This is a genomic window from Staphylococcus sp. Ze2, from assembly GCF_048568365.1.
Classification (GTDB): Bacteria; Bacillota; Bacilli; order Staphylococcales; family Staphylococcaceae; genus Staphylococcus; species Staphylococcus xylosus.
Window position 1 is genome coordinate 1741823 of sequence record NZ_CP183486.1, and the last position, 14224, is coordinate 1756046.

Annotated in this window: 12 protein-coding genes and 1 riboswitch; of the genes, 10 read left to right on the plus strand and 2 right to left on the minus strand. The window is 32.4% G+C overall.

Annotation, left to right across the window (positions count from 1 at the left end):
- Nucleotides 1-26 precede the first annotated feature (26 nt).
- The 3 genes from ACM591_RS08250 (at nt 27) to ACM591_RS08260 (ending at nt 3523) form a co-directional block, all read left to right on the plus strand.
- Nucleotides 27-749, plus strand: coding sequence for a response regulator (locus ACM591_RS08250; protein ID WP_029377239.1), 723 nt, complete (start codon nt 27-29; stop codon nt 747-749).
- Complete coding sequence (locus tag ACM591_RS08255; protein WP_172606470.1) at nt 736-2511, plus strand: ATP-binding protein; 1776 nt, start codon at nt 736-738, stop codon at nt 2509-2511. Before ACM591_RS08250 ends, ACM591_RS08255 begins: the two co-directional genes overlap by 14 nt.
- Nucleotides 2512-2774: 263 nt before the next feature.
- Nucleotides 2775-2911: riboswitch (FMN riboswitch) on the plus strand.
- 66 nt (nt 2912-2977) lie between these two features.
- Nucleotides 2978-3523 (plus strand): ECF transporter S component, encoded by a 546-nt coding sequence (locus ACM591_RS08260; RefSeq protein ID WP_138405771.1) that lies wholly within the window; start codon nt 2978-2980, stop codon nt 3521-3523.
- A 273-nt stretch (nt 3524-3796) separates the two neighbouring features.
- Here the strand turns inward: ACM591_RS08260 and ACM591_RS08265 are convergent, their stop codons facing one another.
- Nucleotides 3797-4045: a ferredoxin gene (locus ACM591_RS08265; protein ID WP_026113585.1), complete on the minus strand. Its 249-nt coding sequence runs from the start codon at nt 4043-4045 to the stop codon at nt 3797-3799.
- Nucleotides 4046-4155: 110 nt separating this feature from the next.
- Between ACM591_RS08265 and ACM591_RS08270 the strand changes: the two genes are divergently transcribed.
- The 4 genes from ACM591_RS08270 (at nt 4156) to ypdA (ending at nt 9425) form a co-directional block, all read left to right on the plus strand.
- Nucleotides 4156-5121: a helix-turn-helix domain-containing protein gene (locus tag ACM591_RS08270; protein ID WP_058625670.1), complete on the plus strand. Its 966-nt coding sequence runs from the start codon at nt 4156-4158 to the stop codon at nt 5119-5121.
- On the plus strand, nt 5108-6490 hold the full coding sequence (locus tag ACM591_RS08275) for an ATP-dependent DNA helicase RecQ (RefSeq protein WP_326026736.1): 1383 nt from the start codon (nt 5108-5110) through the stop codon (nt 6488-6490). Before ACM591_RS08270 ends, ACM591_RS08275 begins: the two co-directional genes overlap by 14 nt.
- 141 nt (nt 6491-6631) lie before the next feature.
- On the plus strand, nt 6632-8215 hold the full coding sequence (gene ebpS / locus ACM591_RS08280) for an elastin-binding protein EbpS (RefSeq protein ID WP_326026735.1): 1584 nt from the start codon (nt 6632-6634) through the stop codon (nt 8213-8215).
- 223 nt (nt 8216-8438) lie between these two features.
- Nucleotides 8439-9425: a bacillithiol disulfide reductase YpdA gene (gene ypdA / locus ACM591_RS08285; RefSeq protein ID WP_029377245.1), complete on the plus strand. Its 987-nt coding sequence runs from the start codon at nt 8439-8441 to the stop codon at nt 9423-9425.
- Nucleotides 9426-9539: 114 nt separating this feature from the next.
- Here the strand turns inward: ypdA and ACM591_RS08290 are convergent, their stop codons facing one another.
- Nucleotides 9540-10514, minus strand: a complete 975-nt coding sequence (locus tag ACM591_RS08290) for an asparaginase (protein WP_029377246.1) — start codon at nt 10512-10514, stop codon at nt 9540-9542.
- Between the two features lie 78 nt (nt 10515-10592).
- Here ACM591_RS08290 and cmk point away from each other — a divergent pair, with 78 nt between their 5' ends.
- The 3 genes from cmk (at nt 10593) to der (ending at nt 14217) form a co-directional block, all read left to right on the plus strand.
- Nucleotides 10593-11252: a (d)CMP kinase gene (gene cmk / locus ACM591_RS08295; protein ID WP_029377247.1), complete on the plus strand. Its 660-nt coding sequence runs from the start codon at nt 10593-10595 to the stop codon at nt 11250-11252.
- Between the two features lie 292 nt (nt 11253-11544).
- Nucleotides 11545-12726, plus strand: a complete 1182-nt coding sequence (gene rpsA / locus ACM591_RS08300; RefSeq protein ID WP_029377248.1) for a 30S ribosomal protein S1 — start codon at nt 11545-11547, stop codon at nt 12724-12726.
- Between the two features lie 180 nt (nt 12727-12906).
- Nucleotides 12907-14217: a ribosome biogenesis GTPase Der gene (gene der, locus ACM591_RS08305; protein ID WP_418354367.1), complete on the plus strand. Its 1311-nt coding sequence runs from the start codon at nt 12907-12909 to the stop codon at nt 14215-14217.
- Nucleotides 14218-14224: the final 7 nt, after the last annotated feature.

A 14224-nucleotide genomic window follows, 5' to 3' on the forward strand; every position in this document is an offset into this window, starting at 1 on the left:
AGTAGCAGTGTGGGAGGTATATATGCATGTCAAACGAAATACTTATCGTAGACGATGAAGATAGAATCAGAAGATTATTAAAGTTATATCTTGAAAGAGAATCTTTTGAAATACACGAAGCAAGTGATGGAAATGAAGCATATAAAATGGCTGTAGAACATGATTATGCTTGTATCTTATTAGATTTAATGCTACCAGAAATGGATGGAATCACCGTTGCATCTAGACTAAGAGAACACAAAGAAACACCAATTATTATGTTAACTGCTAAAGGTGAAGAAACAAATAGAGTAGAAGGTTTTGAATCTGGTGCTGATGATTATATCGTTAAACCATTTTCACCACGCGAAGTTGTGTTACGTGTCAAAGCGTTATTAAGACGCACGCAAGTTGCGTCAGCTGAACAAAGTGAGCCTCACGCAAGAGATTTAATCGAATTTGATCACTTAGTTATTGATAATGATGCACACAGAGTGTTAGCTGATGGTAATCAAGTGAACTTGACACCTAAAGAATATGAGCTATTGATCTTCTTAGCTAAAACACCGAATAAAGTATTCGATAGAGAACAATTATTAAAAGAAGTCTGGCATTATGAGTTCTATGGCGACTTGCGCACAGTAGACACGCACGTTAAACGTTTAAGAGAAAAGTTAAATCGAGTATCAGAAGAGGCTGCTCATATGATACAAACAGTATGGGGTGTAGGATATAAATTTGAAATCAAATCAAATAATGAACCTACTTAATAGTGTAGTTGTAAAACTGTGGTTGACTATAATATTTATAGTAACTACAGTTTTAATTCTATTAAGTGCAGCTCTTATAACGTTTATACAGTCTTATTTTACTCAAGAAACAGAAGATTCTTTATTGAAAGATGCCAAAAGGATAAGCCAACTAGTTGAAAGTTCTGACGATAGAGCTACTGCTATCGAACATAGTCGTAAGTTAATTGAAGGCCCTGTTGGATTAATCATAACGAACGATAAGCATAAAGATAACAACGACAATGACATTACTAAAAATGAAATGTTCAAAGAGATTAAAAATAATAAAGATTATGACCGCGTCTTTGATGACGGTAAACAAATTTCAGAACATGTAACGGTTAATTTTAATGATAAACAACGTACATATGTATTAATTGGTTATCCAACAAAAAATATTGAAACAACAAATACTCCAAATGGAAAATATAGTGGCGTGTTTATCTATCAAGACTTAAAGACAATAGAAGAAACCAATAATGTTATTACTGTAATTATCTTAATCATTGCTATTATCTTTTTAGCGATAACAACAGTATTTGCATTTTTCCTATCTTCACGCATAACTAAACCATTACGCAATTTAAGAACACAAGCTCAAAAAGTTTCTAAAGGTGATTACGCTCAAGTTGTACCAGTCAACTCTAAAGATGAAATTGGTGAATTATCACGTACATTTAATACAATGAGTTCTGAAATTCAGCAGCATATTGATGCATTATCATCCTCTAAAAATATTCGGGATAGCTTAATTAACTCAATGATTGAAGGCGTTCTAGGATTTAATGATAAAAAAGAAATTATTATCTCTAATAAATTAGCCAATACAATTTTAGAGATGTTAGATGAATATGCATTAGAGAAACTAGATAAACAAAACGAGCTTACTTTTAGTAGTAAAAAAACGCAATTTGAAGTTTATGAAATCAACACACGTTATTTTGTAATTATTACAAGTTATATAGAGCAAATACAACCTGATGGTAGAAGCGGTATCGTGGCTATTATTCGTGATATGACAAACGAGCATAATATGGATCAAATGAAAAAAGATTTCATTGCCAATGTATCTCACGAATTACGTACGCCAATATCCTTATTGCAAGGATACACTGAATCTATTGTAGATGGTATTGTAACTGAGCCAGATGAAATCCACGAGTCATTATCTATCGTTTTAGATGAAACTAAAAGGTTAAACAGGTTAGTAAACGAATTATTAAATGTAGCGCGAATGGATGCTGAAGGTTTAACTGTGGATAAAGTTATACAGCCAATTGATCCATTACTCAACAAGATGCAACAAAAATATCAAAAACACGCCAAAGATTTAGAATTAAATATGAGTTTAAATCCAGATACACATCAACGCTTATGGTATTTTGATTCGGATAGAATTGAACAAGTATTAACTAATTTAATAGATAATGCATCTAGATATACTGAACCTGGAGATGCGATTAACATAGAGATAAGCGAAACTAATTCAGAACAAATACTTTATATAACTGATACTGGTTCTGGTATCGCACCTGAACATTTACAACAAGTGTTTGATCGCTTTTACAAGGTAGATACTGCACGTAAGCGTGGTAAACAAGGGACTGGATTAGGATTGTTTATCTGTCGTATGATAATTGATTCTCACGGTGGTACCATTGACGTAAAAAGCAAACTGGGTAAAGGGACTACTTTTATTATTTCTTTACCTAAACCAGAAACTGAAGACGACAATGTTTAAGTATCGTTTCTAGATGAATGAATTGATGAAGAACTAATAATGACTACATATAAGAACAATAAATTGAAATAGCATTTATAAAGCATATTCTTATATGAAATTCATTTATGCATAGAACTTAAAAACTGCCGGCAAAGTTAAACGCTTTGACGGCAGTTTTTATACCAGTTTCATCCTTTTTATTTATGTCGTTAATATATTTTAAGCAAGTATATTGTTTTTACCAGAGTAATAAGCTATGATAAATTTATAAAATTTAAGAAATTCATCTTCGGGGTAGGGTGCAATTCCCAACCGGCAGTAAAATAAGCCTGCGACCCATTAATCTATTAAATAGATTAATGGCTGATCTAGTGTGAATCTGGAGCCGACAGTATAGTCTGGATGGGAGAAGATGGAGGGTTTATTTGTTGTGCAATTATATCCTCCTATTCTGAGAAAGATGAATGGAAGGAGATAATTTAATATGCAACAACAAACAAAACGCCTCATTACTATTAGTATGCTGAGTGCAATCGCATTTATTTTAATGTTTATAAAGTTCCCAATACCATTTTTACCACCATATTTAACTTTAGATTTTGGTGACGTACCAGCTTTGTTAGCAACATTCACACTTGGTCCTGTTGCGGGGCTTATTGTAGAATTCATTAAAAATTTGCTCAATTTTCTATTCAACATAGGTGATCCAGTAGGTCCTGTAGCTAACTTTTTAGCTGCATCAAGCTTTTTATTAACAGCTTATTTCGTCACTAAACATAAAGGCGTTCTAAAATCTCAAATTATAGGGCTTAGTATGGCAACGCTAGTTATGACAATTGTTCTAAGCATATTAAACTATTTTGTGTTATTACCTTTATACGGTATGATCATGAACCTGTCTGACGTAGTAGAAAATGTTAAGATAGTCATTGTATCCGGTGTTATACCTTTTAATATTATTAAAGGTGTTGTTATCTCAATCGTATTTATTCTTTTATATAATCGATTAAAAAACGTTTTACCACGTTAGAAATATAGCAGAACTTACCATCAAAAAAATAATAAACGCCTTTCAAAGTAACACTTTACAAGTGAGAAATGAAGGGCGTTTTTATTTCAAATATAAATATTAATTTTGGAAAAGTTAATGTTGAAGTAATGCAACCTATAAGAATAACTGGGTGCAAAAAATCCGAGACAATTATTTATGTCTCGGATTTAACTCTAACTATGTCTAAGTCATTAAATGAGGTTATTGCTATAGTAGGTAAGCAATTGTTTAAACTTAAATATAATCTAACTTCTATTCAAATTTTAACGCGTCACCATCAAATGGTTCTTCCTCAATTTTAATAGAATCAGTAGGGCATCCGTCTATTGCATCTTCCATATCTTCATATAATTCTTCTGGTACCTCCGCAGTACCTTGGTTATCATCTAGTATTACATAAGCGATACCTTCATCATCATAGTCGTATATATCAGGGGCAGCGGCACCGCAAGCGCCACATGCTATGCATGTGTCCATATCAACAATTGTATATTTAGCCAATTTCTTCGCCTCCTTCGACAAAAATGCTACAATAATTACACAAATATTATTGTAATCACTGTTTATCATTTTTTCAAATGTTTTCGATTTATAAAAGTGAGGGAGCATCCATGTATAATTTAATTCATTTTGCATACACGAAGTCACATAATTACAAAACCGAAAAAAGTATATTTAATATTATCACAGGTAAAAAATCGCATCAAACCTTTTTTGATGCCTGTAGTCAACAACTCTTATCATTGTATCATAGTATGCCTAAACTAAAATATTCTTTATTCGAACAATATTCTAATAATTTTAACATCGAAGAACAACAATTTCAAAATATCATTAGCCATCCACGTCATACATATGACAGCTTATCAAATACTTTCAATGCAATACAATTGTTGACTCAAACATTGTCTAATGTCCAACATAATAATTATCAATTTGTGCCTATTACACAACATAGAGCAGTTCATCAGAAAGTTAAACACTTATATAAAAAAATTTCTGACCATCATTTAGAAAACTTATTTATAGACGAACTTACATTACTTTTTCAATCTTTAACTAACCAAAACAGTGACCTATATATTCATTATTATTTACAAGGTTTTGAAGAAAGTATGTATACAAGACAACAAATTAGTTTAATAGAAGCGATATCACAGGAAATGCTTTTTGAATTAGAAATCAGAGATTTAGTTACTTTAATGTATGAAATAGAGAATGAGCAAAAGTATCCATTATTACATAGCTTAATTATTCTTCCAACATTATTAAACAAAACCGAAAAAACTTATATAGGAATACAAAATGGGTTAAACTTCAAACAACTGGTAGCACAACAAAATGTTAAACCCAATACAATAGATGATCATATTTTAGAATTATTTATCAAGGGATACATAACCGATTACGATAATTATTTAAATCATATAGATTATACACCATTTATGACGTATTACATTTCTAATCGTAGCGAAAGACTGCGTAACTACAAGGACTCTTTCTCTGAACTCAGTTACTTTGAAATTAAATTAGTTATTGTTGGTGTCGAAAGAGGTGAATTAAATGTTACACGATGATTTAAAAAGATGTTTTGGATTTGAATCATTTAAGCCGGGGCAAGAAGAAATTATTAATAATGTACTTAATAATATTGACACTTTAGGTATTTTACCTACTGGTAGTGGTAAAAGCTTATGTTACCAATTGCCAACCTACATAAAACAAAAGCCAACATTAGTTATTTCACCGTTAATTTCACTGATGGATGACCAAGTTATGCAACTCAAGTTACAAGGAGAAAAAGATGTATGTTGCATACATTCAGGCATGGATGAAAATGAAAAACAACAAAATATAAATCACTTAAAGATGAGTAAATTTATATTTTTAAGTCCAGAGTTTATATTACAAAAACACAATTTCAAATTAATTAAAAATTTAAATATCGGTATGATCGTATTAGATGAAGCACACTGTTTATCAGAATGGGGATATGATTTTAGACCACACTATGCGCTTGTAGGAGAAATTTCAAACCATTTCAATGAAGCTACCGTATTAGCATTAACTGCGACGGCACCTTCTTATTTAACTTTTGATTTAGAGCAAATATTAGGTAAGTCATTTTCAGTTATAAAAAATAGTATGAACAGAGATAACATTTCTCTAACACATAAAAATTTTGCTGATGATGATGAAAAATTAAACTGGCTTTTACCTACATTAGAGCAATCAGGACCGACTATTATTTACGTATCATCTAAAAAAATGTGTCTATCATTAGCTCAAAGTATTTATAATTATGGTTTTTTAACTGGTATTTACCACGGTGATTTATCATACCAAGAAAGGCATACAGTACAACATCAGTTTATTAATAACGAAATCCCCATTATCGTTGCTACAAGTGCCTTTGGCATGGGAATTAATAAAAAAGATATTAGAACAATTATTCATTTCCATTTATCTACAAGTCCATCTAGTTATATGCAAGAAATAGGTAGAGCAGGGCGTGATGGTAATCAAAGCCAAGCAATAAGCCTTTATCAACCTGATGACAGCTTTCTGTTAGAAACTTTATTATTTACAGACATAATTAATATAGAAGATATAAATGCGTATGAATTATCTCAGTTTCTACCACCCGAAAAGACAGACATACTCGATGTACTCAGTACACAGTATACTTTTGGACAATTACGTAATATCTTTGATTTGGCTTATAGACGTAAAAAATTAGGTTATATACGTATGCTAGGTTATAAAAACCTTGATCAGTGCAGAAGATCTTATTTAGTTGAATTTTTTGATGAAATTTTGGTAGAAAAGCCTAAACAATGTTGCGATAATGATTGTGAATTAAATTTATTAAATATAATAAATAGAAAAAAAGTAAAAAGAAAAATGGATTTTAATGAAAAATTACAAAATATGTTTAAAACATAGACAATTACTTTACTTCATATTTTCAATCAAGCTATAATACGATATATACACTTATTTAACAGTATTTTTTCTTAACAAATTATACATATTTACGTTCTGTTCGGGTAAAACAGTATATACTTAAATAAAAAAGGAAGGATGATGAATTTGTCTAAAAACAATTTTAAAGATGATTTTGAAAAAAATCGTCAATCCATTGATCCAAAAGAACAACAAGACAATGCTAAGGATTCAGTTAGCAATTCGGTTGACAATGCGAAAGAGGAAGTTTCTGATAAAACAGACGAACAATTCCCTCCAAGAAATGCTCAACGTAGACAACGTAGAAGAGATACTGCTACAAATCAACGTGAAGACGAAGAGACTAATCAAACAGGTCAACAAGGACATAGTGAGGATGGCGAATTTGATAGCCAACAGTATAACGAAGACAATTCAACATCTGAACACAATACTGATGACCCTTCACAAAATAACAATTTAAGTCATGAACCTACTAATGATAAAACGAATGCTAATGATCATAAGTATAGCGATGACAGCGATGCTCCAGAGAACGATAACAGTTCTAAGAAAAAAGGAGCTGCCGTAGCAGGTGGGGCTGCAGCTACTGGTGCCGGTGCCGGCGCTTATGCTGCTAACAAACATCAAGATAAAGACAATCGTAATTCAAATGTTGATGAGTCACAAAATGACAATCAAAACCAAAATGAATCACAACAAGGTGATTCTAAAAATGGTTCTAAGAAAAAAGGTGCTGTTGTAGCAGGTGGAGCCGCGGCTGCTGGTGCAGGTGCATATGCAGCTGGCAAACATAAAGGTAAAAATGATAAAAATGCTAGTCATGATGATGGGAAATCAAAAAATGACAAAAACGACAACAAAGATCAACAAAATGATGAGAAAAGTGGTAACAAGAAAAAAGGTGCCGCTGTAGCTGGCGGAGCCGCAGCTGCCGGAACTGGAGCTGCCGTTGCTAGCCATTCAAAATCAAGTGGTGGAAATGGTAACGGTAATGGCGGAAATGGTAATGGTGGTAACAACAATAATGACGATGATAACAACAAGAAGAAAAAAGGTGGCTTATTAGGTAAATTACTACCAATTCTTGCTGCTATTTTAATCTTAGCTGCTATTGCTATCTTCTCTGGTATGGCTCTAACTGGTAATAACGATGATAGCAAAAACAATGATGATAAAAAAGTCGCTGATAATAAAGATAAAGATTCTAATAAAGATTCTGACAAAGATAAAAAATCAAACGACGATAAAGCTAACAAAGATGATGACAAAAATGGTTCATCTGATTCTGATGGCAACAGCACTTCTTCAGATGATGCTAATAGCGATTCTGACCAATCAAATTCTAACTCTCAAGACCAAGCAAATAGCGATCAAAATCAAAGCGATCAAGATCAAGCTAATCAAAGCGATCAATCACAACAAAATCAACAAGGTAGTCAATCACAACAAAATAATCAAGCCAATACACAAAATGGTTCGACTGAACAATCACAAGGTTCAACAAGTGATAATCAACAGAACCAAGGTGCAAATAGCAATTCTGGACAACAAACGCATACTGTAAATGGCCAAAACCTTTATAGAATTGCAATACAATACTACGGTGACGGCTCACCAGAAAATGTAGAAAAAATTAGAGAAGCCAATAACATACAAGGTAATGAAATCCATAATGGTCAACGTTTAGTTATTCCTCAATAAAGAAGATAAATATCTCTTTCTATAGTTCGAAACGGATATTAGAAACAATCCAATCATATTAAAAGATCTCACTATTTATTAATTTTTATAGTGAGATCTTTTTTATTTTCTTAATATATTCATAGAGACAAACAATTTTGTAATAAAATTTACAATTTCTTTCATTTGGTTTTTTAAAAACTATTGGTATAATATATGGGTGGTAAAGGAGGACGAAGAAAGAATGCAAACAGTCGAAAGTATAATTATAGGCGGCGGTCCTTGTGGACTTAGTGCTGCTATTGAACAAAAAAGAAGAGGGATAGATACATTAGTTATAGAAAAAGGGAACGTTGTAGATGCAATTTATAATTATCCAACACATCAAACGTTCTTTTCTTCAAGTGATAAATTAAGTATTGGGGACGTTCCATTTATAGTGGAAGAAAGCAAACCACATCGTAATCAAGCGTTGGTTTACTATAGAGCTGTTGTAAAACATCATCAACTTCGTGTCAATGCTTTTGAAGAAGTCCTCACAGTAAAAAAGATAAATAACCGTTTTACAATAACAACTACTAAGGACGTATATCAATGTAGATTTCTTACTGTAGCTACAGGCTATTATGGACACCATAACCAACTTGAAGTTGAAGGTGCTGAACTTCCTAAAGTTATGCATTATTTTAAAGAAGCGCATCCTTATTTTGATCAAGATATAGTGATTATTGGTGGTAAAAATTCTGCTGTTGATGCGGCATTAGAATTAGAAAAAGCAGGTGCAAATGTTACAGTTATTTATCGAGGTAGCGATTATCCTAAAGCGATTAAACCATGGATATTACCGAATTTTGAATCTCTCGTCCGTCACGAAAAAATCAATATGGCGTTTGATTCAAATGTGACTAAAATCACTGAAGATAGTGTTATTTATGAACAAAATGGACAAACATTTGAAATAGCTAATGATTATGTTTTCGCGATGATAGGATATCACCCAGACTATGAATTCTTACAATCCATAGGTATTGATATAAACGAGAATGAATATGGTACTGCACCTATTTATAATAAAGAAACATATGAAACAAATGTAGAAAATTGTTATATCGCAGGGGTTATTGCTGCCGGTAATGATGCAAACACAATATTTATCGAAAATGGTAAATACCATGGCGGTATTATAACTCAAAGTATCTTATCTAAAAAGCAAACACCACTTGAATCATAAAAATGGTAATATCATAATCATAGCTTAGCTATGCATTTATTATTATTTAATAAAACAAGCACAACCATTTATATAGTTTATAAATGGTTGTGCTTTTTATTTACCTATATTTCATTATAATTGAGATTCAAAATATTGTTTCAATTGTTCAGATGACAATTGGTTACTTAGTCCTACAAGAAGTTTTAAACGTGCTTTAGGACCGTTTAAACCATTTGAAAAAATAACGCCTTTCTCAGCTAGAGTTGCGCCGCCGCCTTCATAAGCGTATATAGGCCCGACAATGCCATTGAATGATCTAGAAACTAGAACTATTGGTATGTTTTTACGTAAACAATGATCCAAGCCTTCCAAACTAGTTGGTGGTAAATTACCTTGCCCAAGTCCTTCAATAATAATGCCATCTACATTGTTTTGGCTATAAAAAGTCAAAACATCACTGTTCATACCCATATAAGCCTTAACTAAAGGAATATTTAAATTGTGATGTATTTCATCAAGGATTAGATGTTCAAAAGGTTTATGATGAAATTGCACACTATTTTTTGTTACCACACCTAAAGGACCATGGTTAGGACTTTGAAATGTATTTGTATTTGAGGTATGTGTTTTTGTCACATTGCGAGCAGTATGTATCTCATCATTAAAAACAACCATAACGCCCATATCTGTAGCTTCGTCACTTGTCGCAACTCTAATAGCTGATATAAAATTATACAAACCATCAGAACCAATTTCATTTGAGGAACGCATTGCACCTGTAATTGCTATAGGTTTAGAAATTGCGATTGTTAAATCTAGCAAGTATGCAGTTTCTTCTAATGTATCTGTACCATGTGTAATAACAAATGCATCATAGCTTTCATTCTGAGCAGCATCTTCAATTAATTCTTTTAATTTTTCAACATATTTAATGTCCATATGTGGTGACGGAACATTAAATGGTGTAATTTCAGTTACATCAGCATACCTTTCTATTACATCCTTGTGATTAGATATAGGGTTATCTGTATTTGTAACTACTTTATTAGCTTCATCTTGTGACATGCTAATGGTGCCACCAGTATGAATAACAAGAACTTTTTTCATGCGGGCATTCCTCCTATTTATAAAGTACATATTTATGATAAAATATTATTGATAAAACAACAAGGAAGGGTTACTAAAATGAAATTATTAAATATCGCACTTGATGGGCCTGCAGCAGCAGGTAAAAGTACAATTGCTAAGCTTGTTGCTGGCGAATTATCTATGATCTATGTAGATACTGGCGCAATGTATCGTGCAATTACTTATAAATATTTACAACAAAATAAAAATGAAGACTTCAATCAATTAATCGATACCACAGAATTATCACTCACATATGATGAAATTAAAGGTCAAAGAGTCATTTTAGATAATCAAGATGTTACCGACTACTTAAGAGAAAATAATGTAACTAGTCATGTATCATATGTGGCTTCAAAAGAACCTGTTCGTACATTCGCAGTAAAAAAACAACAAGAATTAGCTGCCAAAAAAGGTATTGTTATGGACGGTAGAGATATCGGAACTGTAGTATTACCAAATGCTGATTTAAAAGTCTATATGATAGCTTCAGTTGAAGAACGTGCATTACGCAGACAGAAAGATAATGAAGAAAGAGGTATTGAATCAAATATAGAGCAATTAAAAAAGGAGATTGCAGACAGAGACCATTATGATATGAACCGTGAAATTTCTCCTTTAATGAAGGCTGACGATGCGATCACTGTGGACACAACTGGTAAAAGCATTGAAACTGTAACAGCAGAAATATTAACTTTAATAAGATCATTAGATTAACCATTGCCGCCTCAGATTCCACGCAAATATTATTCATATAGTGTAAAAATGTTATATTATATGAAAAGTGGGTATATAATACACGTGTATTATTATACTAATCAGAATTACTATACTATATAAAATGTAAATTATAGGATAATTTTTTGTAGTTTTTATTAGGTCAAAAAAACCTATTTTACAAAATATTAACAATTTAAAATCGATTTTCTCGAATAAAGGGGAATTTCTTGACAATTCTGTCAGTTTATAAGATGTTATAATTATGTAGTGTAATAAGGAGGCAGACAAGATGACTGAAGAGTTCAACGAATCAATGATTAACGAGATTAAAGAAGGGGATAAGGTTACTGGTGAAGTTCAAGAAATTGAAGAAAAACAAGTAATCGTCCATGTCAATGGCGGTAAATTTAATGGTATAATCCCTATTAGCCAACTTTCAACGCATCATATTGACAACCCAAGTGATGCAGTAAAAGTAGGTGATGAAATCGGCGCATATGTTACGAAAGTAGAATATGATGAAGAAAATGAAACGGGCGCATACATCCTTTCAAAACGCCAACTCGAAACTGAAAAATCATATGAATTTTTACAAGAACAGTTAGATAATAACCAAACTATCGAAGCTAAAGTGACAGAAGTAGTTAAAGGCGGCTTAGTTGTAGATGTTGGCCAAAGAGGATTTGTACCGGCCTCATTAATTTCTACAGATTTCATTGAAGATTTCTCTGGTTTTGAAGGACAAATTTTAAAACTTAAAGTTGAAGAATTAGATCCTGCAAATAATCGTGTCATTCTTAGTCGAAAAGCAGTAGAGGCACTAGAAAACGCAGAGAAAAAAGATGAATTACTAGAGTCACTTAACGAAGGTGACGTTATCGAAGGTAAAGTAGCGCGTTTAACTAACTTTGGTGCTTTTGTTGATATTGGAGGCGTGGACGGTCTTGTACACGTTTCAGAATTATCACATGAACATGTTAAATCACCTGAAGATGTTGTAGCTATTGGAGATAGTGTGAAAGTTAAAATCAAATCAGTAGACAAAGATTCTGAACGTATTTCATTGTCTATCAAAGATACATTGCCTAGTCCTTTTGAAGCAATCAAAGGCGAAATCAATGAAGGTGAAGTTATAGAAGGAACTGTTGTTAGATTAACTAACTTTGGTGCTTTCGTAGAGATTCAACCAGGCGTACAAGGATTGGTTCATATTTCAGAAATTAGCCATTCACACATCGGCACACCTGGCGAGGTACTACAACCAGGCGAAAAAGTGAGTGTAAAAATATTAAGTGTAGATCCTGAAAACGAGCGTATTTCATTATCAATAAAAGCCACATTACCAGATGAAAATATTATTGAAAGCGATAGCGAAACTACGCAATCTTATTTAAATGATAATTCAGAAGATGAAGATAACCCAACGCTTGGTGATGTATTTGGAGATAAATTAAAAGACTTCAAATTTTAATAACTTAAGTAATAGCAACTTTAAATCTTGTCCTAGTGTATGTTAGGACAGGATTTCTTTTTTTGTTATTCAAAATTCACATGATAATTCTATATCAAAAATATTGATTTAATATTTCTTTTGATTTAATTACCCCTTATGATAGAATTATAGAGATTAAAAAAGAGAGGAAGTTAGTTTATGACTAAACCTATAGTAGCAATTGTAGGCAGGCCAAATGTAGGCAAATCTACAATTTTTAACAGAGTCGTAGGTGAACGCGTTTCAATCGTAGAAGATACACCAGGTGTAACTCGCGATAGAATTTATTCATCAGGTGAATGGTTGACTCACGATTTTAACATTATTGATACTGGTGGTATCGAGATTGGAGATGCCCCATTTCAAACTCAAATTAGAGCACAAGCTGAAGTTGCAATCGATGAAGCCGATGTAATTATCTTTATGGTAAACGTAAGAGAAGGCCTAACTCAAAGTGACGAAATGGTTGCTCAAATGTTATATAAATCAAAAAAACCGATAGTACTAGCAGTTAATAAAGTTGATAATCCAGAAATGAGAAATGAAATTTATGATTTCTACTCACTTGGTTTCGGGGATCCTTATCCAATTTCCGGTTCCCATGGATTAGGATTGGGAGATTTATTAGACGAAGTTGTTAAACATTTTAAAGAAGAAGAACTAGACCCATATGACGATGATACAATTCGTTTATCAATCATTGGACGTCCGAACGTTGGTAAATCAAGTTTAGTAAATGCAATACTAGGCGAAAACCGCGTAATCGTATCAAACGTAGCTGGCACAACTAGAGATGCTGTTGATACTGAATATAGCTTTGATGGTCAAGATTATGTATTGATAGACACTGCTGGGATGCGTAAAAAAGGTAAAGTCTATGAAAATACAGAAAAATATTCGGTACTACGTGCGTTAAAAGCTATTGAACGTTCTAATGTAATTTTAATCGTAATTGATGCAGAGCAAGGTATAATCGAACAAGATAAACGTGTTGCTGGCTATGCACACGAAGAAGGTAAAGCTATTGTAATAGTCGTGAACAAATGGGATACAGTAAATAAAGAAACGAATACTATGAAAAAATTCAAAGATGAAGTTCGTAAAGAATTCCAATTTTTAGATTATGCAGAAGTTGCATTTGTTTCTGCAAGAGAAAAGCAACGTCTCAGAACATTATTCCCATATATTAAAGAAGCTAGTGAGAATCATAAAAAACGTGTTCAAAGTTCAACATTAAATGAAGTGATTACGGATGCAATTTCTATGAACCCTACGCCGACAGATAAAGGTCGTCGTTTAAACGTATTCTACGCTACACAAGTTGCTATTGAACCACCAACATTTATCGTGTTTGTAAATGATGTAGAGCTATTGCATTTTTCATACAAACGTTATTTAGAGAATCAAATAAGAGCGGCATTCGGCTTTGAAGGTACACCAGTACACATTATAGCAAGAAAAAGAAATTAATTACCGG